The sequence below is a fragment of the Brakhagea slesvicensis genome, assembly GCF_052161625.1.
In the GTDB taxonomy this organism is placed as follows: Bacteria; Planctomycetota; Planctomycetia; order Pirellulales; family Pirellulaceae; genus JBKCUI01.
The window spans coordinates 5,472,456-5,494,060 of the sequence record NZ_CP197412.1; the positions used below are offsets into that span (position 1 = coordinate 5,472,456).

The 21,605-nt window shown below is 48.7% G+C and carries 19 protein-coding genes; 1 reads left to right on the forward strand and 18 read right to left on the reverse strand.

The features are described from left to right. Positions 1-440: 440 nt before the first annotated feature. The 9 genes from SH467x_RS20760 to SH467x_RS20800 all read right to left on the reverse strand — a co-directional run bounded on the left by SH467x_RS20760 (position 441) and on the right by SH467x_RS20800 (position 10,846). The gene (locus SH467x_RS20760; RefSeq protein ID WP_482369003.1) at positions 441-1,712 is read right to left on the reverse strand and encodes a glycosyltransferase family 4 protein; all 1,272 of its coding nucleotides are present in this window, start codon (positions 1,710-1,712) and stop codon (positions 441-443) included. A gap of 428 nt (positions 1,713-2,140) precedes the next feature. Next, positions 2,141-3,319 (reverse strand): glycosyltransferase family 2 protein, encoded by a 1,179-nt coding sequence (locus tag SH467x_RS20765; RefSeq protein WP_482369004.1) that lies wholly within the window; start codon positions 3,317-3,319, stop codon positions 2,141-2,143. 556 nt (positions 3,320-3,875) lie between these two features. Beyond that, a complete protein-coding gene (locus tag SH467x_RS20770; RefSeq protein ID WP_482369005.1) occupies positions 3,876-5,105 on the reverse strand; it encodes a glycosyltransferase in 1,230 nt (409 codons plus the stop codon). A 2-nt stretch (positions 5,106-5,107) separates the two neighbouring features. Beyond that, the gene (locus tag SH467x_RS20775; protein ID WP_482369006.1) at positions 5,108-6,100 is read right to left on the reverse strand and encodes an NAD-dependent epimerase/dehydratase family protein; all 993 of its coding nucleotides are present in this window, start codon (positions 6,098-6,100) and stop codon (positions 5,108-5,110) included. Beyond that, positions 6,097-7,218: a Gfo/Idh/MocA family protein gene (locus SH467x_RS20780; RefSeq protein ID WP_482369007.1), complete on the reverse strand. Its 1,122-nt coding sequence runs from the start codon at positions 7,216-7,218 to the stop codon at positions 6,097-6,099. Before SH467x_RS20780 ends, SH467x_RS20775 begins: the two co-directional genes overlap by 4 nt. Positions 7,219-7,277: 59 nt before the next feature. Beyond that, positions 7,278-8,297: a glycosyltransferase family 2 protein gene (locus SH467x_RS20785; protein WP_482369008.1), complete on the reverse strand. Its 1,020-nt coding sequence runs from the start codon at positions 8,295-8,297 to the stop codon at positions 7,278-7,280. Between the two features lies 1 nt (position 8,298). Further along, positions 8,299-8,892, reverse strand: a complete 594-nt coding sequence (locus SH467x_RS20790) for a serine O-acetyltransferase (protein WP_482369009.1) — start codon at positions 8,890-8,892, stop codon at positions 8,299-8,301. After that, positions 8,889-9,932, reverse strand: coding sequence for a glycosyltransferase family 2 protein (locus SH467x_RS20795; protein ID WP_482369010.1), 1,044 nt, complete (start codon positions 9,930-9,932; stop codon positions 8,889-8,891). The genes SH467x_RS20790 and SH467x_RS20795 overlap by 4 nt, the downstream gene beginning before the upstream one ends. 44 nt (positions 9,933-9,976) lie before the next feature. Further along, positions 9,977-10,846 carry a hypothetical protein gene (locus SH467x_RS20800; RefSeq protein WP_482369011.1) on the reverse strand — a complete coding sequence of 290 codons (870 nt, stop codon included), beginning with the start codon at positions 10,844-10,846 and terminating at the stop codon, positions 9,977-9,979. Positions 10,847-10,982: 136 nt separating this feature from the next. On the opposite strand from SH467x_RS20800, the gene SH467x_RS20805 reads away from it, so the two are divergent. Next, on the forward strand, positions 10,983-11,123 hold the full coding sequence (locus SH467x_RS20805; RefSeq protein WP_482369012.1) for a hypothetical protein: 141 nt from the start codon (positions 10,983-10,985) through the stop codon (positions 11,121-11,123). 288 nt (positions 11,124-11,411) lie between these two features. Here SH467x_RS20805 and SH467x_RS20810 read toward each other — a convergent pair whose 3' ends face one another. The 9 genes from SH467x_RS20810 to SH467x_RS20850 all read right to left on the reverse strand — a co-directional run bounded on the left by SH467x_RS20810 (position 11,412) and on the right by SH467x_RS20850 (position 19,789). Continuing rightward, positions 11,412-12,158: a glycosyltransferase family protein gene (locus tag SH467x_RS20810; RefSeq protein ID WP_482369013.1), complete on the reverse strand. Its 747-nt coding sequence runs from the start codon at positions 12,156-12,158 to the stop codon at positions 11,412-11,414. 354 nt (positions 12,159-12,512) lie between these two features. Continuing rightward, on the reverse strand, positions 12,513-13,286 hold the full coding sequence (locus SH467x_RS20815) for an FkbM family methyltransferase (protein ID WP_482369014.1): 774 nt from the start codon (positions 13,284-13,286) through the stop codon (positions 12,513-12,515). 407 nt (positions 13,287-13,693) lie between these two features. Further along, entirely contained in the window at positions 13,694-14,107 is a 414-nt protein-coding gene (locus SH467x_RS20820) for a transposase (RefSeq protein ID WP_482369015.1), read from the reverse strand. Then, positions 14,019-14,384, reverse strand: a complete 366-nt coding sequence (locus SH467x_RS20825; RefSeq protein WP_482369016.1) for a transposase — start codon at positions 14,382-14,384, stop codon at positions 14,019-14,021. Before SH467x_RS20825 ends, SH467x_RS20820 begins: the two co-directional genes overlap by 89 nt. Before the next feature lie 765 nt (positions 14,385-15,149). After that, positions 15,150-15,851, reverse strand: coding sequence for a class I SAM-dependent methyltransferase (locus SH467x_RS20830; RefSeq protein ID WP_482369017.1), 702 nt, complete (start codon positions 15,849-15,851; stop codon positions 15,150-15,152). A gap of 98 nt (positions 15,852-15,949) precedes the next feature. Then, positions 15,950-17,206, reverse strand: a complete 1,257-nt coding sequence (locus tag SH467x_RS20835) for an ABC transporter ATP-binding protein (RefSeq protein ID WP_482369018.1) — start codon at positions 17,204-17,206, stop codon at positions 15,950-15,952. A gap of 272 nt (positions 17,207-17,478) precedes the next feature. Beyond that, complete coding sequence (locus tag SH467x_RS20840; RefSeq protein WP_482369019.1) at positions 17,479-17,841, reverse strand: four helix bundle protein; 363 nt, start codon at positions 17,839-17,841, stop codon at positions 17,479-17,481. 120 nt (positions 17,842-17,961) lie between these two features. After that, positions 17,962-18,792, reverse strand: coding sequence for an ABC transporter permease (locus SH467x_RS20845; RefSeq protein WP_482369020.1), 831 nt, complete (start codon positions 18,790-18,792; stop codon positions 17,962-17,964). Positions 18,793-18,835: 43 nt separating this feature from the next. Continuing rightward, the gene (locus tag SH467x_RS20850) at positions 18,836-19,789 is read right to left on the reverse strand and encodes a hypothetical protein (RefSeq protein ID WP_482369021.1); all 954 of its coding nucleotides are present in this window, start codon (positions 19,787-19,789) and stop codon (positions 18,836-18,838) included. Positions 19,790-21,605 lie beyond the last annotated feature (1,816 nt).

The window sequence follows — 21,605 nt, forward strand, 5'->3', positions numbered from 1 at the left end:
CCTTCGCACCAACGTCAAGTACGACAGGATTGTCCTTCCTACCAATCATCTCGACATCCGCCCTAACCTCAGCGCAATGGTTCCATTCCCCACTGCCGCCACCTTTCCCATGAAGAAATGCGATGTAAACCTCAACGCTCTGCGTGAATCCCCGCAAGACTGAAGAAGTTGGTACACCACTAATCGGGTAGGCCGTCATTTCTGCGAGCGACTTAAGCAGTGAGCTTATGATATTCCATAGTTCTTTATACCCGGAGTATATTTAGAATGACTTCCATCAACGTTGCAATATTGTTTCGAATTCGTGTTCGACTGCATCCTTCTAAAACGATTCTTGAGCGGATGGTGGAAGCATGTGATTTTTCCATTCCTTCCACACGTGCTCAATTGCATTCAGTTCGGAATTATTCTACAGACTAGAAATAAAAAGCAGCGCGAACCTACTGCGGGGATTCTGAAGAATAGAAATCGGGCTTCTCCACGCGATTCCCAAGCACCCATTCATACACTTCCCGTATGCGCTTCGCTTTGAATCCCCAACTAAAAAGTGCTGACGCTCGCCTGTAAGCCGCTTCCCCCATTTTGTGGCGCAGTCCGGTGTCTTTCACCATCCGTTCCATAGCTTCCTGGAACCCCTGAACGTGGTCATCCCAAGATCCAAGTGGAACCAGTATTCCACTATCCTTGCATAGCAATGATTTGGGAGGCCCATAGTCAATTGCGATGCAGGGGAGTCCACTCATCATTGCTTCGGGTGTTACGGCGCCCCCCGAGTCGCGAACAGAGGGAAACGCAAAGACATCCGCGTCGCGTAGTCGCTTCGCTACTTCGGGTTGAGGTAACTTCCCTAGTCTTTTCACGCAGGGTTGCAATGCGTTTTCACGAATCGTCGCATCGATTTTCGGACCCTCGGGACCATCTCCGATAATGACCAGCTCGTGTCGTCTTAGAAGCTTACTTTTCGCAAATGCTTCCACCAAGACTAGGGGGCATTTAAATGGAACGAGCCTACCGACGAAGATAAATCGGCATTTCTCTGATGTCGAATTTCTTGTACTTGGGTAGAACAGTGAAGCATCGGCTCCGACGTCAGGCATTTCGATGATCTTCTTCGTATCTCGAAGTGGTATACGACATGCGGTGTGAGGGAAGCTCGCAATAACAGCACTCGCAGAACGAAAACTTGCTGCATATCCAGGAATCATTTTCACCAACCCACGCGCAAACCGAAGTATTTCTCCCTCTCTAAATTGCATACCTTTAAATCGAGGCGGGTAGGGTAGACCGCCGTTTATAGGTCCGATCACAAACGGTACCGGACAACGTGAGGCGAGCCATGATGGAACTGCTGAACTCGCTGGCGAAATGCGGTGCACGATGTCAAAAGGTGTAGCTGTCTTGCAAAGGACTTCATTCAAGACCCTTTTCTCAAAATTTCGATGCAATGGAACACTAAGTGCAGCCGAGAGGTCATGGCCTGCTCGAGTAAGAGACGACACTTTCCACGTCAGCGCGGATAGTGTTTCATTATCAATATAAACAACTTGGGCCCTACCTAATCCTATTTGATCAATGGCTTGCTTATTTCTAACGGCGGTAACGACGACTGGCTCATCGACTTCCGCGGCAATTGCTCGGCAATAATTTGCAATCTGCAACGGAACGGAGGTTTGGGATGGATTGCATTGTTCTGCGACTAAAAGGACTCTCATGGATTCAACGGGTTCGAAAGTTGCGCTGGTATGTTCGTGGTACAGTATATGGAGGTGTCTGGTCTGCCAATTCGTCGCACTTTTGGGTAGTTGTCAACGGATTGCCTTCAAATGTGGCGTCCATTTTCGTGTTCTCCGTCGGTCAACGATGACGTTTGGAAGCGACTTTCAGGTATTGATAAATCCTCGGCTTCAATCGTATTGGTAAAGATAGCCGAGTAAACGGATTGAAACATCTTGCGTCAGCATAATTGGGCTAAGATTCGAACGATTGGCGTTACTCGCCTAAGAACTTACACCTCCAACATAGTAGGACGGGAGGTGTAAGGTCGTAATAAATTAAATTTACAAACTACTCTTCAGTGCACATAAAACGAAGTGAATGCTAATCAACTAAACTTTGTTCGTATGACGAAGCTGAGGCAGGTTCAATCACGCTCTGTTCGTACCCAATTCTTTTCACGCTTTGTGACAAAACGTTGATAGATATTCAGCTTGCGAAGGACGTAGCCGGGTATGGAAAGAATTACGTTGGCCGGAATCAGCTCCCGTGCGAATCGAAGCCACGCGGCAGCGACGCCCACTCCAACGAAGATACCAGCTCCCAAGAGCAAACCAAATGGTCCCCAGGTGCCAGCGAGTATTCCAAAGGCAGCAAGAATTGCCAATCCCGAAAGCGAGAGAACAGCGAGCAATGCCAAGGGGGGAATAGCCAGATCGACAGCGACCATGCAAAGGGAAGGTCTGCCACGCGAGACGCCGATCGCAAGCAAGTGAGGGACATCTCTCAAAAAGGAACCAATGTAACCATGTTCCCAACGCGTTCGCTGTTGTATGGCGGCTTTGGAATCGCTTGGCAGTTCGCTCCAAACATGGGCGTTGGGACAGAACACTGGTCCCTTTCGATCGAGTACAAAATGCAGCCCCAGCGCCAAATCTTCCACAATTTCACTCGACCCGAGCGGTGCACGGCGGATCAATTCCCAAGGGAACGCCATCCCTGTTCCGTTCAGCATCACCGGCAACCCCATCGATTGCAGTGCCAAGGGACGCACCCAATTCTTCACCAGAAAAGCAAACGCCGATACCGACGCTTCCGGGCCAGGTACCTTCGGCAATCGCATCAAATAGCGAGCTTGCACCGGTCGTTTCGTTCGATCGCACGTCGCCGTGAGAATTGGCAAGGAGCCTGGAGTGAACTCGCAATCCGCATCGAAAATGACGACTTGCTCGGGAGGATTATGTTTCGCCAGATGGAGAACCCCAGCCTCCAGCGCGAAGCCTTTGCCGCGCAGCGTCGCATGTTCTCGTTCCAGCACCTCCGCTCCATGTTCCCTCGCGATCGACGCTGTCGCGTCGGAGCAATTGTCCGCCACGACAAGGATGCGATCCCCCGGTGCAACTTCTTGTTTCAGCAGCTCAAGAGTCTTGGCAATGCCGCTTGCTTCGTTATGGGCCGGGATCAAAATCGTGACGGGAAGGGATCTGGTTTCTGGATTCGGCTTGCTACGCGAGACCAGCGCCAACCAGCACTCCAGCCCCAGCACCGTCAGCAGCAAAGCCAAGCCACCGGCAAGAACCCAAGCGAGTATGGAGAGGAGAAGCATAGAGAGTAGCGAGTGGCGAGCGGCGAGTAGCGAGGAGAAGAAAAAGTAGCGAGTGGCGAGTAGAGAGAGAAGAAGGGAGTAAGGCCTTAGGTCTAAAGCCTAAAATCTAAGGCCTTAGATTGACGTTCTTTTGCCTGAAGGGCATGTACATCGTAGCCTAGGGCATCGCCCTAGGACTCGCATCCCACGACGGATCTCATTGGCTGAAGGCCATTCACAAAAGTATTGCGTGCTAGAACCCGTTCAATAAATTCGCCAACCGACGCACACTCATCACGTTGGCGGAAAATCACTGCAAATGGCCTTCGGCCAAAGAACCGTTGTGCATGCCCTTCAGGCAATAAACCTGCATGTGTTGACGGAAACCTAGGGTGTTACCTTAGGCTAAGTTGTCCATGGCCCTTGGCCAAACCCCCCCTCCCTACTCCCTACTTCTTACTTCTTCCCCTCGCCGCTCGCTACTCGCTGCTTTTCTTCCCCCTCGCCGCTCGCTACTCGCTACTCGCTGCTTTTCTTTCCCCTCGCCGCTCGCTACTCGCTACTCGCCACTTTCTCTTTACCCCTCGCCGCTCGCCACTCGCCCCTCGATACTTTCTACCAGCTTCGCCACTTCCGTTTTGATATTATGCCTTTCGATCACCCGTTCTCTCCCCGCTTTCCCCATTTCGCGGAGCCGTTCGACGGGTGTCTCCAGCGCCGCGCGCATCGCATCGACCAGTGCGTCGACATCACCGGCGGGAACCAGCCACCCGTTTTTGTCTGGTTCGACCAATTCGGGGATCCCTGCAATGTAAGTGCTGATCACCGGCCGCTCCATCGCAAGCGCCTCCATAATCACCACCGGCAGCCCCTCGGCAAAGCTGGGGAGGACCATGACTGAAGATCGAACTAGAGCCTTTCGCACTTCATCGCTATTCTGCCACCCTCGGAGAAACACACGGCTCTCGAGTCCATTTTCTTGAATCACACGCTCGACGGCTCCGCGATCAGGGCCATCTCCGATGATCTCGAGCGAGAACTCAAAGCCCATCTTCGCTAGCTTCGCCGCCGCCTCAACAAGCAAAATCTGTCCTTTGTCGGGGCACAAGCGCCCAACGTGTACAAATCTTGCGATGTCGACAATCGGTTCTATCGCTCCTTCACGAAATCGCTCATCAAGGCCACACCTTACAATCTTTAGTTTGTGCCACGTACCGGGATCACTCCATGCCATGCATTGGCTGCGCGTAAATGAACTAATACATGCGACGAATTTCGATCGAGCAACTTTCTCGGAAAGCCCAACCGCCGAAACCATAAAGAATTCCCTTGGCCCGTGAACCGTCATACTAAAAGGAATACCTGACAGTTCCGAAGCAATCATAGAGACCGTTGCTGAATTTTCTGCAATATGGTTATGAAGATGCATAACGTGCAATTCACGGATTCGTCTCGCAAGATATGCACCCTCTATTAAATATGCAATGTTCCAGATCCAGCCTTTTATTCCTTTGGGACGTATTCTGCATGCGCGTTGGTATGCACTCCAAACACGCAATGGAGAACGAATAGCCTCGGCTAATAACGAAACAATCAGTACAACAAAATTTTTTTCAAGAACAAAATCCGTTGTATTCTGCTCACGGCGAATATCGTCGCTAATAACTTCAGCCGAATTACGTCTAATACTGAATGTATGAACACGGAAGCCGAGGTTTCGCAACTCTTCGACTTCACGACGAATGAAGGTATCCCCAGCACGAGCATATTCGCTTGTTAGATACGCGATAGTGGCAGTCGAGGTCACAGCTACTTGTTGGTGAAAAAGGTTCGATGGAGTGATTCTTCAAACGAAATCTTCGGACGCCACTTCAATCCTTCAACTATTGAGTCGTTTGAGAATCTTATCGGCTTAAATCGCGCGGCGAAACGAGTGGGTATTAATATTCCCGGAAGTGCCATCCCGTTCCGCGCAACAAGCCGACACAAAAAACTTGCGACTCGAGCCCCCCCAAGTCCAAGACTATAGGGTAATGGTACTACGCGCATTGAACGCTTGCCCCATTTAATTAACTCAGCTGTGTAACGCTTAGGACATTCGCCGCAACTATCAATTAGATTATAACAAAGCAAATCTGATTTGACTGATACGCCCGCGCAGACAATTGCATCGGCTGCATTCTCCACATAGGTTAGTGGAAGTCGGTTACGCCCTGACACCCTAAAGAAAACAGGCCCCACCTTGAATCCTAAGCCAGCAATGTCACTGCTCCCTAAGCCGTAGATAAAGCCTGGTCGTATGATACAGAGCTGAATACCGAATTTCGACGACAAATCTCTCGCAACTTGTTCTTGCATCCGTTTTGAACGGGCGTAGGCATCCCGGCCGTAAGGTTCGTCATCAATTTTAATTAGTGGCGAGCTCTCGGTCAGAACGGGACCAACGCGATCATAATCGTATACGGACAAGCTGGAAACAACCACGATTCGTTTCGCATCAGATTGGGACATCGCATTGAGAAGCCGTTGGGTTCCATCGACCGCGGTGTCAAACTGCTCTTGCTCTGTTCCAGAAAGTACGGCAGCTAAATGCAAAACGCAGTCGATTCCCTCAAAGGCTTCTTCAAGCTCCCCGTCGATACTAAGATCCGCATAAAACCACTCAACATCGCCCTGCCATTTTGGGTAGTCCAGTCGCTCCTTTCGACGAGCGAGGACGCGAACTTGATGCCCTGCATCCAGCGCACACGCAACGACCTGCCGGCCGAGGAATCCTGTGCCTCCGGTGACCAGAAATCTCATACAGCCCAATCCATCGGGGAAATTGGCTCAAAAGTAGTTTCGAGGACAGCAGTCGTGCCCACCTCGGTTGCTCCGGCTATTTTCAATGATAATTCGTTCACATGCAGGGAGAATTCGGTTGATAAGCGGCATTTTCGATTGTTCGTGATTGCATTTGCAACCTCCGCGGGGCCTCTGCAAAAATCCATATATGACGATCCTCCGTACCTCACCAAACGATTCTCCGCTCCCACGAGTTTCACGCGAGATCTCCATGGGCTAAGAAACATTTTTCTACGAATCGAATAGTATTTCCTGACCCAAACTCTAGATCGGTAATCCCAAGTATCGTCGACGCCGATGACTCCTTTTTCACAAAAGATGCGGAGCTGATGGTCATGTTCGGCGACGATACTACATGTCAGTCTCGCGACCATCCCCGACTGGAATCGAATTGTGGCAACAGTTAAATCTGGAGCACTTTTCAATGACTTCGTTGAGATTTTATTCGGTATTCTTTCACTGCCGAATGCAGTAACAGATAGTGCTGGGCCGAAAACAGCGCATAACCAGCTAAGAACATATCCAGCGTGTTCGAGTGTACAGCCCACGCCAAATTCATCTTCGGCGGGCCAAGGTGCCCCGGATTTGGACTTCCATCGATCGTATGGCATTCGATGAACCAGCCCGTCATCCATCTCGGCGTACACGAGATAGCAGTCCCCAAGCAATCGTTGTCGAACAGCTTTCCAGAGTGTCTGTGCGGCTTCACCAAGAACACTGCAAGGTGCGGAGGCAAGTATCAACCCACTGGTTGTCGCTAATTCCGCCAACTCTAGCGCCGCTGGCCACTGCATTGCAAGTGGTTTTTCACTGTAAACATGTTTGTTAGCTTCGAGACATGCCTTCGTGATCTCGAAATGTGAATCAGGATTCGTGAGATTCACAACCAATTGTGCGTCCGAACGCAAGAGTTGCCCGAAGGATTCAAAAGACGCAACTCCATGGTACGCGCAGAATTGTGAAAGTCGTGTTTGACTACGATCAAACACGCCAATAAGCTCTAATTCTGGATGTAGGCTCAAGGTGCTCAAATATAAGTCGGCAACATAGCCGCATCCTACGATCGCAATTTTCATGTTCAATGTGAGCTTGGGTTGATTCGCAATGCAGAAAGGTCAGGTTTACGACCGAGCATTCAGTCTGATTTGTACTCAATTTGCCGCAGATGGCGCCCTCGCCACCGATCGAGCCACCAAAGTATCTGTCCATGCATATTCGCGAACTTGCTTATCATCATAATCCATGCGTATTGTGCACAATTCCAGACCTCATCCCAAACTCGTCGCTGACGTAAAGTAAGCCGAACTATCTGAGCTCCAAATGCAGCGCATCCTGTTAAGATTCCAAGCCAGAATCCGAAAATCCCAAAGTTCCAACTAAGCAAGATTGCAAGCCCAAGACTCGCACCGATCCAGCCCAATGTCCATATTCTCGCGCTCCTTAGCTCTTGAGAAAAGCTTTGCACTCCCAGTCGCTTGTTTACATCAAGTGCTCCATAGCCGCTACGTCGCTGACGTCGCCACCATTGCGAGAACCGAGTCATTGCAGAATCGTGGACGGTCATCTCGGCGTCAATGCGGTAAATTTCCCATCCCGCTTTTCGAAGCCTCATACACATCTCCGGCTCCTCTCCCGCTTGTACGGTCTCGTTAAACCCACCAACTTCACTGAGAGCTTGGATCCGGACGAGAGAATCTCCACCACATGACTGTGCTCGACCGACTGGGGTGTCCCACTCAAGATCCATAATGCGATTATAGATGGATTGTTTAGGGAATTTCTCCCTACGTCGCCCACACACAATGGCAATTACGGGCGAAGCGTTGATTGCAGCCAATGAAGTTTCGAGCCACCCATCTACCAATTCGCAGTCCCCATCTACAAACTGAATGAATTCCAAGTTGGGGTTTTGATCGAGAAGGGTCTGCCATCCTGAATTTCGCGCGCGGGCTGCATTAAACGGAATGCTTGTGTCTAATTCCGTTACTACGACACCAATCGCCCGAGCGAATTCGATACTTCCATCGGACGACCCTGAGTCTACGTAAACGACTGACGAAAACTGCTTTACAAGTTTCTTTAGACAAATCTTAAGCCGTTCCCCTTCATTGCGACCAATGGCAACCGCCCCCACTTGCTCATGGATTACCGTCATTTCAGAGTGCAACCCCTTTCCGAGGACGAATGCTCGCCGGAACTCCTATCGCCATATGATTGGGAGGAACACTTTTAAGAACGACGGCCCCAGCGCCGATGACACTATCGTCGCCGATCGTGATCTCTCCGAGAATGCAGGAGTTGCAGCCAATATCGACACGAGCGCCAATCGTCGGAAGCGCCGTATTCTCATCCGTACGTGCTACGCCGAAAGTAGTGTTCTGGCGGATGTGGCAATCATCCCCAATTTCGCGAGCATGAAGAATCATCCCACCGTGGTGCCAAATACGAACACGTCGACCCACTTTGACGGTGTAGGGCAAGCTTATTCCGCAATTCCATTCAACGCACTTGTTGAGAATTTTGTAGAGCAGACTGAATGGAGCTCGAAGGATTTTTGGACGAATGTCCATTCGCCAATTTCCGAAACGGTGAACTGCGATAGCCCAGAATCCTTGTTCCCAAATACTGCCGTAGTGATTTCGAAGATCCTCCCGGAGGAGAGCAAGGAAGCCAATCCCAAAGGGATTCTGATTAGTCATACCGTCTGGAAGTGGTTTGACGGACACGGCATTCGATTCAACAGGAATCATGACAAAGAGGACGCTGGGGTAGACGGTTGAGGTGCAAGATCCGGATAGATCGGCGGCCCGGGGCTTTTCCATGTACGCAGTCGAAGCATATGTCGAATAAAATCCCAGACGAGAAAGGGCGGATCTTCGTTGGGTCGCCCACGAAGGGTTCGCACAGTATGGTAAATACACTGGCCAAGTAACCAAGCCATGTTGGCAGCAAGGAGGCCACTTCTACCATGATGGCGTAGAAAATAGCGCGATCGGGAATCGAACCAGTAGGTAGGTCGTCGTTTCTTGATCGGTTGTCCGGAAGAAGTCACCCCAGACGCCTGCCCCACAAGGTGGATAACGCGACTAGACGGGACATAGCCGATCTTGAAACCCGCATCTTTCGCTCGCTTGCAGAAATCAACTTCTTCGAAGTACATAAAGAAGCCTTCGTCGAGCAGCCCAATTTTTTCGAAGACCTCGCGTCGGATCATGAGACTAGCACCCGGTAGCCAATCGCATTCATGAGGGGAATCCGATTCTGGCATGACGATGCACGATCGCTTTAGCAACCGCGAGATAGGTCCGCAGCGCGCGGTGTAATCAAGTTCGTTGAGAATACAGGGGAATCTTCTAGCTGCGTATTGTGTTGAACCGTCAGGATCTTCAAGACGACTCCCGACGATAGCAACGTTCGGGTTTGCTTCAAGGAAATTGGTCAATGCAATACACGAATCTGATTGAACTACAGTATCTGGGTTTAGTAGTAAAATATATTTCGCTGTTGGTTGCGACTCCGAAGCCAGCGCAATCCCAAAGTTATTCCCGTAGGAGAAACCTCCATTATTCGACCCATTGGTAAAATGTACCCAGCGTTTAAAGCCTGATTCGCGTAAGAATGAACTAAGAATATCGAAGGAACTATCGGGCGAAGCATTATCAACCAACTCAACATATACACGCTGTCTATCTGAAGCGCACCGATGGATCGACGCCAAACAATCGATAACCAGCGGCGCTGTCTTGTAATTCACAATCACGATCACTAATGGAACATCAATCAGTAACATAAAAAAAATCAACTACGAATCAGAACCACTATGATTAGTCGCAATTAGCTAGCCAGGAATTCGACATCGTCGACGAATCGGCGGGCAGAAATATAACCCCGGATTCGTTCATATGCCTGCGACGCGACGTATTTCCGAAACGAGTCATCTTCAAGAACTCTTTGTATAACGCCAGTAAGATCTTGAAAATCCCAGCGTATTGGAACATATGTCTCATTTGGCACGAAAAGGTCCGGCGCTGTTATCAAATGACTCATGTCTGGCTTAACCAGTACAGCTCCAGTAAGAAAGGCTTCAATATCGCGCCAACAAAGTTCACCATATCCAAAGGGGCTGAAACAGATCTTCGATTGCTTAAGTTCTCGTAAGTACTTCCCCCAACTCGCATCAGGATTGAATACCGAAGTGATGCTTGGCATCAACTGTAATTCACGCACGCTTTCTTCTCGCATCATCTGATACCAAGGAGAACCTTTAGTGCCCAGCCTTGCGTGAACATCAATAATACGACCATCTAAACTGGGAGGGAATCGACTCGAAAAAGAGGAAATGAATTGTGGAGCCGTGAAAAAATTCGGCCATAACCGCAATTTTGCAAGAATCGACCTTGGGACCTCCCAATCAACTGGAACAGCTTCGAATCCGTAACGGTCCCCATAGAACTCGGTGAGGTTTGTGTCTCCCCGAAAAGCGCGGAGATAATCCTCGTGATCACGAAAAAGAGATTTCTTACAATAGTAATGAATGTAGGGATCTACATACTTAGCAAGTCGCAGGTCACTGTGGGCATACGAGTCGAGGAAGCAGATCTTCGATGTTGGAAAAGCTATAGCAATATTAGCCAGTGATCCTTCAAGGAGTTCAGGTTTTACTGTAAACCAAGGCTGCACAACAAACACATCTGCTTCACGCAAACGGACAGAATCGCGAGAAAGTGCATTTTCGAATGGGACAAGTCTAATTTGGAAACCGTATTCTCGACAAAGAGCGTCCTCATGGAATATAAATGGATAAATCTGAGAAAAGGAAATGCGATTTCGCGAGTAATAGATGAGAATACGACGTCCACCCTTAGAAGAGAATGGACGTGAGTACCAGTACCTCAATAAACCGTATCCCCATCGCTCCATCGAGGAAGTAGACAAGAGCATCGAGAGCGATCTTTTGAGCATTTCTCTTTTTCGAATCTAATTAATTCATTTATGACAAGCGTAGCGTCCGATGCGCAAATTCCGAAAATGCCGCATCACGAAAGTCATTCCAATTACGTCGTAAATCCACTTTAACATCAGAAAATATTTTTATCATCAGTCCGCCGTGCCTGCAGCGATCGAAAACCCGATTAAAGCTCACAAAGACGCAGTTTTTGAAAACACACAACGCCCTAATACTATTTGAGCGGTGTGCGTTCGGTAACCCGATGCAATCTATAAATATTCTTCAATCGCATTCAATTACACTCGCACTGCGGCTTTGGTCTTAAAAACTGGAGTACTTTCTTATATGCGCATCCAGAATCTGCGCAGATGACAATGTAGTAAGTCTTTGAACGTAATCCATATACCCCTTCAGCGCGATCTTTGCTCTCAACATCGGATCATCAAAAAGCAGACTAATCGCATCAACGTATTCTGACACACTATTCGCAAGAAAACCATTCTCTCCTTGAATGAAGAACCGCGGATGATCAACATTGTTAGAAACTACACATGCAACGGACTGGGACAAGTACCCTAGGTTTTTACCAAATGACTTTCCGTTGCTAAACTCGTTTTCAAGCACAAAAGGGCACAGCCCAACCGCAACGCTTTTAAGGTGACGAAGAAAGTCGCCATATGGCATAAAAGGGAATGTTTTTATTAACAAACCTCGTTGTCTCGACAGTGCGAGCAAGTCTGAGATACCATTGGTATTTCTCACGCCAAAGCACCAGAATTCAAAGTCAGTCCCGCCCCTAACCGCGATTAACGCCTCAAGAATTCTAATTATCAACTGACGCTCCCCCGAGTAGGCTGCTGCATCTGAAACAGCCCAGGCCAAAATCTTCCCTCTCTCAGTTGCTTGTTCGAAGCTTACTGTCTGGCCAGGAAGAGGACTTCCTGTCCACACAACCTCTACCTTATTGTTGAATCGCCGACAATAATCACGAATGTAGCGGCTCCCCGCAACCACTAGCCTTGCATCTGAAATGCACTCGTTCACCGCGTCTGTAAGATTCGGATCCAAAAAATCCGCGTCGTCTAGGTCAAATACGAACGAACATCCCGGATAAAGAGATGGCCGGTTTAAGGGGTGCCGACATTTCTGGAAGAATAGCAAGGAGGGCTTTTCCGACCGTATTATCCTTTGCCGCTGCGCTAGATCGAGCTGGGGGTGTAGCACTAATGTCCTCCACCCCAGTCGCCGGAATTCGAATGCAATCCGGAATCCTCTCAATTCCGACGCCATACCATCCATGCCCGATGAGGGAGCGAAAACAATACTTGGTCGTACCGAACTCTGCCTAGAGCGATCGACATAAACTAATCCCTCCCGCACGTATTTTCTAACCCAATTTCTGAACGACATAGAAATGCCAATCTACAGCCCATTCGAATTTATAAATGAAAACTCAATACCCCGCGGCGAGATACTGAACAGCTTGAAACCTGCACTGCGAAGCTTCTTGATCGCTAAAAGTGTTTGAGCAGCGCCAGCATCAGATACCATTCGATGATGAAACTCTATCAAAAGCTGGCTAATTCTGCTTGCCTCATCAACAATATCATCAATAACCGCGTATTCGGCACCCTCAACATCTAATTTCAAAAGATCGATACTTCTATGACCTAACTCATCCATGATAGTTCGAAGCCTTTTAACTTTTCCGGTACACGTAGAGTCGCTTTGGGAGGGCACCATCGAATATGAGACATAATGCCCCCTCGGTAATGAAAACTCTACTTCTCCGTCAAATGCCGCAATTCCTAATTCATGAAAATGCAAGCCAATCGGTAGTTGCTGACCGTTCATCCAAGCAATGCTCCTGACGGTCGGGTCAAAAGCATGAACGACTGAATTGTATCTTTGGATTAAATCAACATCGAAAGATATATTATCGCCGCATCCAAATGAATAGACTACACAGCCGGGAGATAACAGGTCTGGACAGACAATCCACGAACCGTCTCCATGCCCCAATCGCTGCTGTCTGCAATCCAATTCCACAAATACCCATGGTTCTTTTCGCAATAGTTTACGAAATAAGTACTTACCACTCTGAAAGCGGTCGCCTAGAGATTGCCGTAGAATTCGTAAGATGCGCTTTGCCCAAAACGGAAGGAGCTTTCGAACCCGATACTTGCTTAAATACATTCTTTAGTACTTTGATGAACGGGATTTAATAAAGGAAATCGCTTGCTGTTCACTGTTTACGACAAAACTGTTCGGCCCAACTTTACCGTTTGCTCGGGTCGAAATCGCTACAGCGAACCCGAACGGATTCTATGCAATCTTCGCGGATTCGAATAGCTCTTGATCACAGCCTATTGAACATGATCGTATAGTTCATACAAACCGAAACTGAGGTGGTGGTCTAGTGAGTATACCAACTAGGCTCTGTTTGAAAACGGTCAACTGCACATCAGTCGTAGGAATCGTTCGATCATCGCCATTTTAATCATTCCAGCGTAGTTGATGACAATCTTCTCGAATCGAAAAAAGACTCGTCGGCACTCTTTGAGTCAACCTATTGAACGTTCGACGATATTCCGACGCCGACATCAATCCCCGTCGAACTGGGCCATTCGGGCGTCGCGATCTTCATACGACTTCGACGGGATAATCGGATTGATTCCAAGTTCGATAAGCGTCTTGTCGATCCATTCAGCTCGATAGCCTTTATCCCCTGCAAGATTCAGTGGCCAAGCAACAGGGTTCCCTTCACTGTCATGAAGATCTTTGTCTGCCTTGTCGAGTACATCAAGCAGTGCCGTCGTCTCATGAGCTTGGCCTCCCGTAATGGTGAATGCCAAAGGATTGCCAATACCATCCACGAGAAGATGGACTTTTGTTGAATACCCGCCGCGAGAACGGCCTAGTGCATGATCAGTTGGCTCGTCGGGACCCCTTTTTTCCACCACCAGAAGCACATCGATGGGCTCGGACGACACTCCCATCGACACACCACAATTCATTTTCTATTGCACCATCGTCAATGCGAGCCGAACGCAGCTTATTCAGAACAGCGTCAAGCGTTCCATCGCCGTTCCATTTATCGTAGAGGCCGTAGATGGTTCTCCACTTCCCAAATTCTTCAGGGAGATCACGCCAGGGTGATTCGGTGCGCAGAATACAACGAATAGCATCAAACGCCTTCCGGCAATCTGTTGGAGGCCTGCCCGTTGATTTTGGAGACGGAAACAGTTTCCCGATGCATCCCCATTGCAAATCGGTTAATCTGTGACGTGCCATCGTGTCCTCCTTGATTGGCGATCAACCGATTATCGCAAATCTGCAAAGGTACGAAAATACCAGTTTTCAAACAGAGCCTAGAAGACTTTCACATCTTTCTTCAAGCCTTCGGAAGGCGAGGATCGTCACGGCGTGGTTGTTCTCGCTCGTTCTCAGCTATTATCGACGTAGTAGACTGCATCCGTTTCAGTCTCCCATAGCCAAAGAATGTAGCGCGAAACATACTCGCAAGACAAGGCTCCTTCCGCAATAGAGAACTCGCATAGACGAAACAGACAGAACAGGTTTCTCTCACTTTGCATTCAATCGATGCAAGCAGTTATCGTTCGACACAACTGGCTTGCCCAATATTGCAAGTGCCGCCAATAACTCGCAACCCCGTAGTCAAAGCATTTGAAACTTTTTTGGTATGCAGGCAGCAGAACATAGGACCACGAGGGACCTGCCCATACACACAAATTTCTTAAGATGACAGGTCGAGGTTTGGTTTCAAAACCGTCCATGGATCGCTTTTCACAATCATCTCACGACATGACTTTTTGCTTTGCATTTCAGCGGCGCCCGGTCCACTGAAAACAGGCCATTACACATAGCAAAACCAGATTTTCCATTTTGTCGGCGCTTACGTGTTACAATTTGGTTATTCGGTTACGAGGCTTCACCTTATCATCGGCAATTATCAGAAACGCAAGACCAAGCCCTAACACTTCAGTTTTTATTATATTGCGAACTAGCGATGGATCCAAGATCAACAAGTCGATGAATCTATGCCAACCTGCTTTTTAATTGTTCGAAACTCACCAGATTCAGGATATTCTCTCTATGAGTCTTTAAGTTTTGAAATTCATAAAAAGGGTTGATCGATTGATCAAGCGCTGGCTCGCAATCGACGTGAGGCGCAATTACACCAACCCCCCAATCGCTGTCTACAACCACACAGAGCTTGTTGAACTCACAGCGAAATCGCTGAAACGCTTTCCAGGTAGTACCATTCCAAATCCCACCCGCAGGCGTAGCTTCCCGATAAAGCTCACGAGCAAACAAATGGTCAGGTGGATTGCAGTCATGCAACACAAGGAAGCCTGGATTGGCTAATATTTTCAGCGAATTGCAAATATCCTTGTACACTTGGTCGGCTAGGTGTAAGCCGTCCACGAAAATAACGTCGAATTGATCGACCCCGATGTTCAGTTTCCCTTCCGTTAGCTCGCGAAAAAAATCGTCACTGGTTAGTTTTATTTGAGCAAGGTTGATTTCAGATTCTACCCCAGGATCAACAGAAACCTTTAATTTGGCTTCGATTTTATTAAAGCAAGCATCAGGATTTCTTACGCCGATCTCTAAGTATCGTTTCGTCGGAGTTAGGCCCAGTAGATAATTAATTACGTCGAATCTCTTGGGCGACTTTGTGTTTTCCTTGACATTTAACTCGAGGCTATTTATGTATTGGCGATAGAATTCGGGCATTATGCGCAAGAACTTCATAAAAAGGTGTGGGGAAAAAGAATGCATTTGCTACCTTTATTCCATTTAGAGCGGTTGATGATTTTATCGCCTTAGGATATTCAGGCGACGGGAATGATTTCAGATTCTGTGATATCAAATCGTATCGCGACTGGACCATCTGGGTTCTTGTGACGGGACGAAAGGCGACGGTCTTCATTCTGAAGCACCTCAAACTTGAACATCCGCGGACAATGCCAGCCAACAAACTTTGAGTCATCTCTCAGGAATAGCGACAGCAGATAATCGCCAGGGCGCAGAGGTAAATCGCTCAGTTCAATGACTAACGATTTTTCCTCGGAGGCATTCATCGAGATCCTTGTGTGTGCCGGGTGTGAATCCAAGTGAGCTAGGGATTCCCCACCAACAGTTTGTATTTTGATTTCGATTCCTAAAATCGGTATATCCTGTTTTGAAACTGCTCGAATGGAGAATACGGAAGTTTCTAGTTCCTTGAACGTATCTTTGCTTTCTTTTGAGCTCTGCACTGAAAAGAAGGAGAAAGGCCCAAAGGAACCTACTGAAGAACTGTCAAGTTCATCGCTATGGCTCCTTAGATGCGTTGCGATGACGCTATCTACATTGCCGTAGTCACCCACTGCCCCGGCGGAGATTCTAAGTGCGCAGCTACAAAGTGATTTTACAGCCGCCATATTGTGGCTTACAAATAGCACGGTTCTCCCCCTACCCGTTGCAACTTCCTTCATCTTTCCAAGACACTTCTTCTGAAACTCGGCGTCGCCCACAGCTAGCACTTCATCGACGATGAGGATTTCGGGGTCTAAGTGCGCTGCTACCGCGAAGGCTAGGCGGACGTACATGCCGGAGGAGTAACGTTTTACGGGGGTGTCGAGGAATTTTTCGACTTCCGCGAAGTCGACGATCTCGTCGAACTTCTTATCAATCTCTCGCCGCTTCATCCCCAAAATGGAACCGTTGAGATAAATGTTCTCTCGGCCCGTTAATTCGGGGTGAAAGCCTGTTCCCACCTCCAACAGCGAAGCGACGCGGCCCCTTAGACGGATCTCCCCCTCGGTCGGCTCGACGATACGACTGAGGATCTTGAGCAAGGTGCTTTTTCCAGCCCCGTTCCTGCCGATGATGCCGACAACTTCGCCCGGTTGGACGTCGAAGGAGACGTCTTTCAAGGCCCAAAACTCTTCTTGGGTCTCGTCGGTGCCTCGCAACTGACTGATACGGCGGAAGGGAGCTAGGACGGTTGACGTGATCGCCTCGCGGAACGAGTCGGTCCGCTTCCCCTGATGGGCCAGACGGTACATCTTGCCAAGATTACGAACAGATATAGCGGGAAGAGACATGGGGGGGGAGGTTCTTGGTTCTTGGTGCTTGGTTCTTGGTTGGGAAAGACGAAGGAGGTTCTTGGTTCTTGGTGCTTGGTTCTTGGTTGGGAAAGACGAAGGAGGTTCTTAGTTCTTGGTTCTTAGTTCTTGGTTGGGAAAGACGAAGACCGTTCTTAGTTTTTGGTGCTTGGTTCTTGGTTAGGTGAACCGAAGTCAGTTGTTGGTTCGTAAACTAAGAACTAGGAACTAGCTCGTTTTTGGTTCGCGAACTAAGAACCAGGAACCACGAACTAAGAACGCTTTAAGTATTTAATAAAGCCGCCGATTTTGGCGTGGGTTTGAGCAGCGAGCTTGTAGAGTTCTTGGAACTGCTGCTCGTTTAGGTAGGCCTGATCCATTGCGACGTAGAGCTCACTTTGAACTTCGGTACATGATCGCTGGGCATATCGCAAAAACCGAATGAACTCTGGGTTGCTCCCGGAATCAAACCCCTCCGCAATGTTGTGCATCACCGACCCCGACGCGCGGCGAATCTGATCGCGAAGCCCGTAATCGGTCGCAAACCCACCAACCTTCGAAACTCTATATACGCTCTTCGTTAACTCCCTCGCCATCTGCCAAGATTCAATCTCTTCGAAGTTACTGATTGCCATCAGTTTTTTGGTTCTTAGTTCTTAGTTCTTAGTTCGAAAGCCGAGGGCCCGTGGGCCTTGGTTCCTTGCTCTTACCAACCAAGAACCAAGCACCAGGAACCAAGAACAGCCCCTTCGGGGCTACGCTACGTCGGCGAAGCGTCGTTCCGTTTTGCGGAAGTAGAACATTCCGAGGAAGAGGAAGCCTAGGGATGAGACGGCGGAAATGGCAAGGAGGGGCCAGTCGAAGGGTCGATCGAGGAACGCGGCGCGGACGCCGTCGATGATTCCTACAAGAGGATTCAAGGCGAAGACGTAGCGATATTCGGGGGGCAAGATGCTGGCGGAGTAAATCACCGGACTGACATACATGCCGGCTTGCATCATGAACGGAATGACGTAACGGAAGTCGCGATAGGAAACCGTCAACGCAGCCAGGAACAGGCCTATGCCAAGTGTGGCAGCGACCAGCAGAAATAGGAGCACAGGTAGCAACACGACTCCCCAGCCAGGCATTTGCATGTAGAAGGCCATGAGGAGGGCGAAGACGCCGAAGGAGATTCCCAGGTCGACGAGTGCCCCACCAATCGGCGCGGCGGGGATAAACATGCGTGGAAGGTAGATTTTGGTCAGGAGAGCTTGCTGGTTGACCAGCGACTGCCCCCCGGCGGTGACGGCGGCGGAAAAGAAGGTCCATGGAAGGAGTCCGCAGTAGACGAACAACGCGTAAGGTGCTCCCTCTGATGGAATCTTCGCAAACCGTCCGAAGATGAAGGTGAAGATCAACATCGAGAAGGTAGGCTGCAGGATCGCCCAAGCGAACCCAAGAACTGTTTGTTTGTAGCGGACTTGGACGTCGCGATAAACCAGCGATTGCAACAATTCGCGTCGATCCCAAAGCTCCGACCAGTCAATCGCAATCCAACCCTTGCGAGGACGGATGACGGTCTCGTGAATAGGAGCAGAAGGCATGGAGCTAGGAGCAGGGAGCGTGGAACTGGGTGGAGACATTGGGTTAAGAAGAGGTTCTTGGTTCTTCGTTCTTGGTGCTTGGTTCAGGGTTGAGAGCAACCGGAATCCCGTTCCGTTCAACTCGCCGCGATTCTTGCTCCGCGGGAGAGCTTGCAGGTCGATTCAATCTCAATCTGGAAACCACGGTAACCAGAGCTCCCGAAGCAACAACGAATATCGGAACCACCATGGCATTCGGGATCGAATCGACAGCAGTGATACCTGTGATCGAGACGAACGCAACTATTGCTGCGACGGTCATCGGTTCGAGTTTAGAAAACTTCTTTTTGTTTAGCGATCCAGCTGCAAGACAACCAGCGAGGAAAACTCCGAACAAAGCCGTAAGGCCAACAACGCCGTGCGTACCCAATTCAATGATCCACAAACCATCCGTTACAGTGACATCGCGACCTTCGTCGTCGTAGACCCGGCTTCGCCCCCAACCACCCCAGCCGAAAAGCAATTGCTCTTTTGCTTTGGCCAAGAGCAAGTCCTCATTATCCAATCGAAATTCAAGCGATTGAGCTCTCTCAGATCCAACGTAAGATTCCGCTAGTGCGACGAACGATCGCCCCGTGATCACCTCCGAAATCCGGAGCGTTAGAAAAGTGGTCACAAGAATCAACGGTATAAGAAAATGGTGGGGATTCGAATAAAATTTCACCATCCCAATAAACAATATCGCTCCGAGCAAAAGTATTGCTGCTCCAGTCGACTTGAGCAACACAAATGTAATCCCCAGGACTAGAACCGCCGCCCAAGTCGGCAATAAGCCAATTCGCTTGGCATTTGCAATCCACCACATAGAAATGGCAGCTATCAACGACGCTGCCATCCAAAGAGCCACCTGCAAGCCATGGTTCATAAAGACCATGGGCCTAAAGCCACCACCTCGCATCGATTGTAAAAAAATGTGCTGACTAAAACCGTAAAACTGCTGGTGTAGTTGAGGACTCATTCTCACCTCCCAGAGGCAAAATGGAACGTAGAGAAGCCCGCACACAATCGTCGCGAGAAGCAAATCCTGCAAATCACGAGAAGAGCGGAACGCAACCCTACCAATCCCATATGGTATTCCCCATGCGAACGTATGGTTTACAACAGCGGACAATCCATCATACGGCCCAAGCTCATTGGTCAAACTACTCAGGAATGGACAACCACAGAGTACTATTACAGCAAGGTCGAATAAGCTTGGTCGATACGTGAGAAAAAGTCGAAAATGAAAAATACCTATACCAATCAAAACTCCAACAATAGTAGCCATTGTTTTGGTATAGTCAGGCACTCCCGGCAACGGATAACCAGCTACAGGCAGGAAGCACCATCCCAATGCGAACGAAAAGGCCGTCGCAATTGAAGGTCGAAAACAAGCGAACATCGCTGCGACGACGATCGGCCAGCCAAGGAGTGTTATAGGTACTAAAAACGTCACTGTTTAGATAACGAAAATGAATTTCCTGCAGGTCGGTCGGCCACGAAATCCTTCGAATTGTCTACCAACGGCTTGTTGGCTAATAGAATAAGGACGAATCAATCAAAACTATTCGCAAGAGTTGGACGATCTCTAACGACTTTCATGGCGAGACATTAAACCCTTGAACAATCTATTCATTAAATGAAAGCTTTACGGGCTATTAATTACTTAAATCGCTGAATGCTTCAAAAAATGCTTACTCATCCAAAATAAATCGACCGAACATTTATCCCAACCAAAACCATCATATCCCGTTATTAATCCATGGTACAATTATTATAGCACTACGGAATCATTCAGCGGCCCCGCACTGCAAATGCGCGGATCTCATTTGCGGTAAGGACACCCACACACTTTAACAAGTGTAAAGACCAACTAGCATGTCGATATCTTTCGTGTGTAACCGTGACACGTTACAATATTTGTCGTTCAACTTTCCTTAGCAAGGTACATTGCGAGGTCGAATGGATGCGGGAACGCCAACTGCAGTGCACCAACTTGGAACGTTTTTTACAACTACTGCATTTGCACCGACAAAGGCTCTCTTTCCGACGACCACATCACCTATAACCTTCGCTCCGGCAAAAATCGAAACAAAGGAACGGATTCTTGGCGTACAGGAATTCCACTCACCCAACGTCACTTGTTGGAAAACTGTTACACGGCTAGCTATTCTTGCTTTAGCTGCGATGATCACACCGGTTGGATGTGGTAAGCAAAAGTAGGCACCAATCCGAGTCGTAGACGGAATCTCGACATCCAAGAAGATCGAAACGAATATATGCAATAACGCACAAATTGGAAAAAGTATGACGCTCGTCACTCGGCCTCGCCGACGAGCATTTCGCAGGCGATAGTCGAGCACCGCGTAAAATCCAGGACGCTTGAAAAATCCTGGTCCATATGCCCGAGCGTCACTAACTATCATCAAATAGAGATGCTTGAACGAAGTTCGTTTTGGTGGACGCATCATGAGCAATTATTCTTGTGCTACGTAAAGCGAAAAATCCCGCTCTAACTTATGAACAAAACGTCAGCCGCAGCAATACCTATTGGACCGGGATAACAGGTTATGGACTTTACGATCGATGCTATCCGCAAAAGAAGTTTCGGGTTAGCCGATTGAGGTTCATTCGACAAATGAAAGGATATTAACAAATCCGGATTCCAATACACGACTCGCCGGCTTCGACTGAGAGTTTCGATCTATCTGCTCGTGATTCGGTCGTAAGCTCTTATGGAAGATAGACTGCAACCTGTTTTTCTTGTCTCGGCATCAATTGCTGTAGCTCTGCCG

What these genes read in the sequence shown, in the direction of transcription:
- SH467x_RS20765 (WP_482369004.1), bottom strand. Translation starts at nt 3,319, where the DNA reads ATGCTTCTCCTCTCCATACTCGCTTGGGTTCTTGCCGGTGGCTTGGCT.
- SH467x_RS20775 (WP_482369006.1), bottom strand. Translation starts at nt 6,100, where the DNA reads ATGAGATTTCTGGTCACCGGAGGCACAGGATTCCTCGGCCGGCAGGTC.
- SH467x_RS20825 (WP_482369016.1), bottom strand. Translation starts at nt 14,384, where the DNA reads ATGGCACGTCACAGATTAACCGATTTGCAATGGGGATGCATCGGGAAA.
- SH467x_RS20850 (WP_482369021.1), bottom strand. Translation starts at nt 19,789, where the DNA reads ATGAGTCCTCAACTACACCAGCAGTTTTACGGTTTTAGTCAGCACATT.
- SH467x_RS20805 (WP_482369012.1), top strand. Translation starts at nt 10,983, where the DNA reads ATGAGAATACGACGTCCACCCTTAGAAGAGAATGGACGTGAGTACCAG.
- SH467x_RS20790 (WP_482369009.1), bottom strand. Translation starts at nt 8,892, where the DNA reads ATGATTCCTGTTGAATCGAATGCCGTGTCCGTCAAACCACTTCCAGAC.
- SH467x_RS20795 (WP_482369010.1), bottom strand. Translation starts at nt 9,932, where the DNA reads ATGTTACTGATTGATGTTCCATTAGTGATCGTGATTGTGAATTACAAG.
- SH467x_RS20845 (WP_482369020.1), bottom strand. Translation starts at nt 18,792, where the DNA reads ATGCCTTCTGCTCCTATTCACGAGACCGTCATCCGTCCTCGCAAGGGT.
- SH467x_RS20815 (WP_482369014.1), bottom strand. Translation starts at nt 13,286, where the DNA reads ATGTATTTAAGCAAGTATCGGGTTCGAAAGCTCCTTCCGTTTTGGGCA.
- SH467x_RS20830 (WP_482369017.1), bottom strand. Translation starts at nt 15,851, where the DNA reads ATGCCCGAATTCTATCGCCAATACATAAATAGCCTCGAGTTAAATGTC.
- SH467x_RS20835 (WP_482369018.1), bottom strand. Translation starts at nt 17,206, where the DNA reads ATGTCTCTTCCCGCTATATCTGTTCGTAATCTTGGCAAGATGTACCGT.
- SH467x_RS20780 (WP_482369007.1), bottom strand. Translation starts at nt 7,218, where the DNA reads ATGAAAATTGCGATCGTAGGATGCGGCTATGTTGCCGACTTATATTTG.
- SH467x_RS20760 (WP_482369003.1), bottom strand. Translation starts at nt 1,712, where the DNA reads ATGAGAGTCCTTTTAGTCGCAGAACAATGCAATCCATCCCAAACCTCC.
- SH467x_RS20785 (WP_482369008.1), bottom strand. Translation starts at nt 8,297, where the DNA reads ATGACGGTAATCCATGAGCAAGTGGGGGCGGTTGCCATTGGTCGCAAT.
- SH467x_RS20820 (WP_482369015.1), bottom strand. Translation starts at nt 14,107, where the DNA reads ATGAATTGTGGTGTGTCGATGGGAGTGTCGTCCGAGCCCATCGATGTG.
- SH467x_RS20840 (WP_482369019.1), bottom strand. Translation starts at nt 17,841, where the DNA reads ATGGCAATCAGTAACTTCGAAGAGATTGAATCTTGGCAGATGGCGAGG.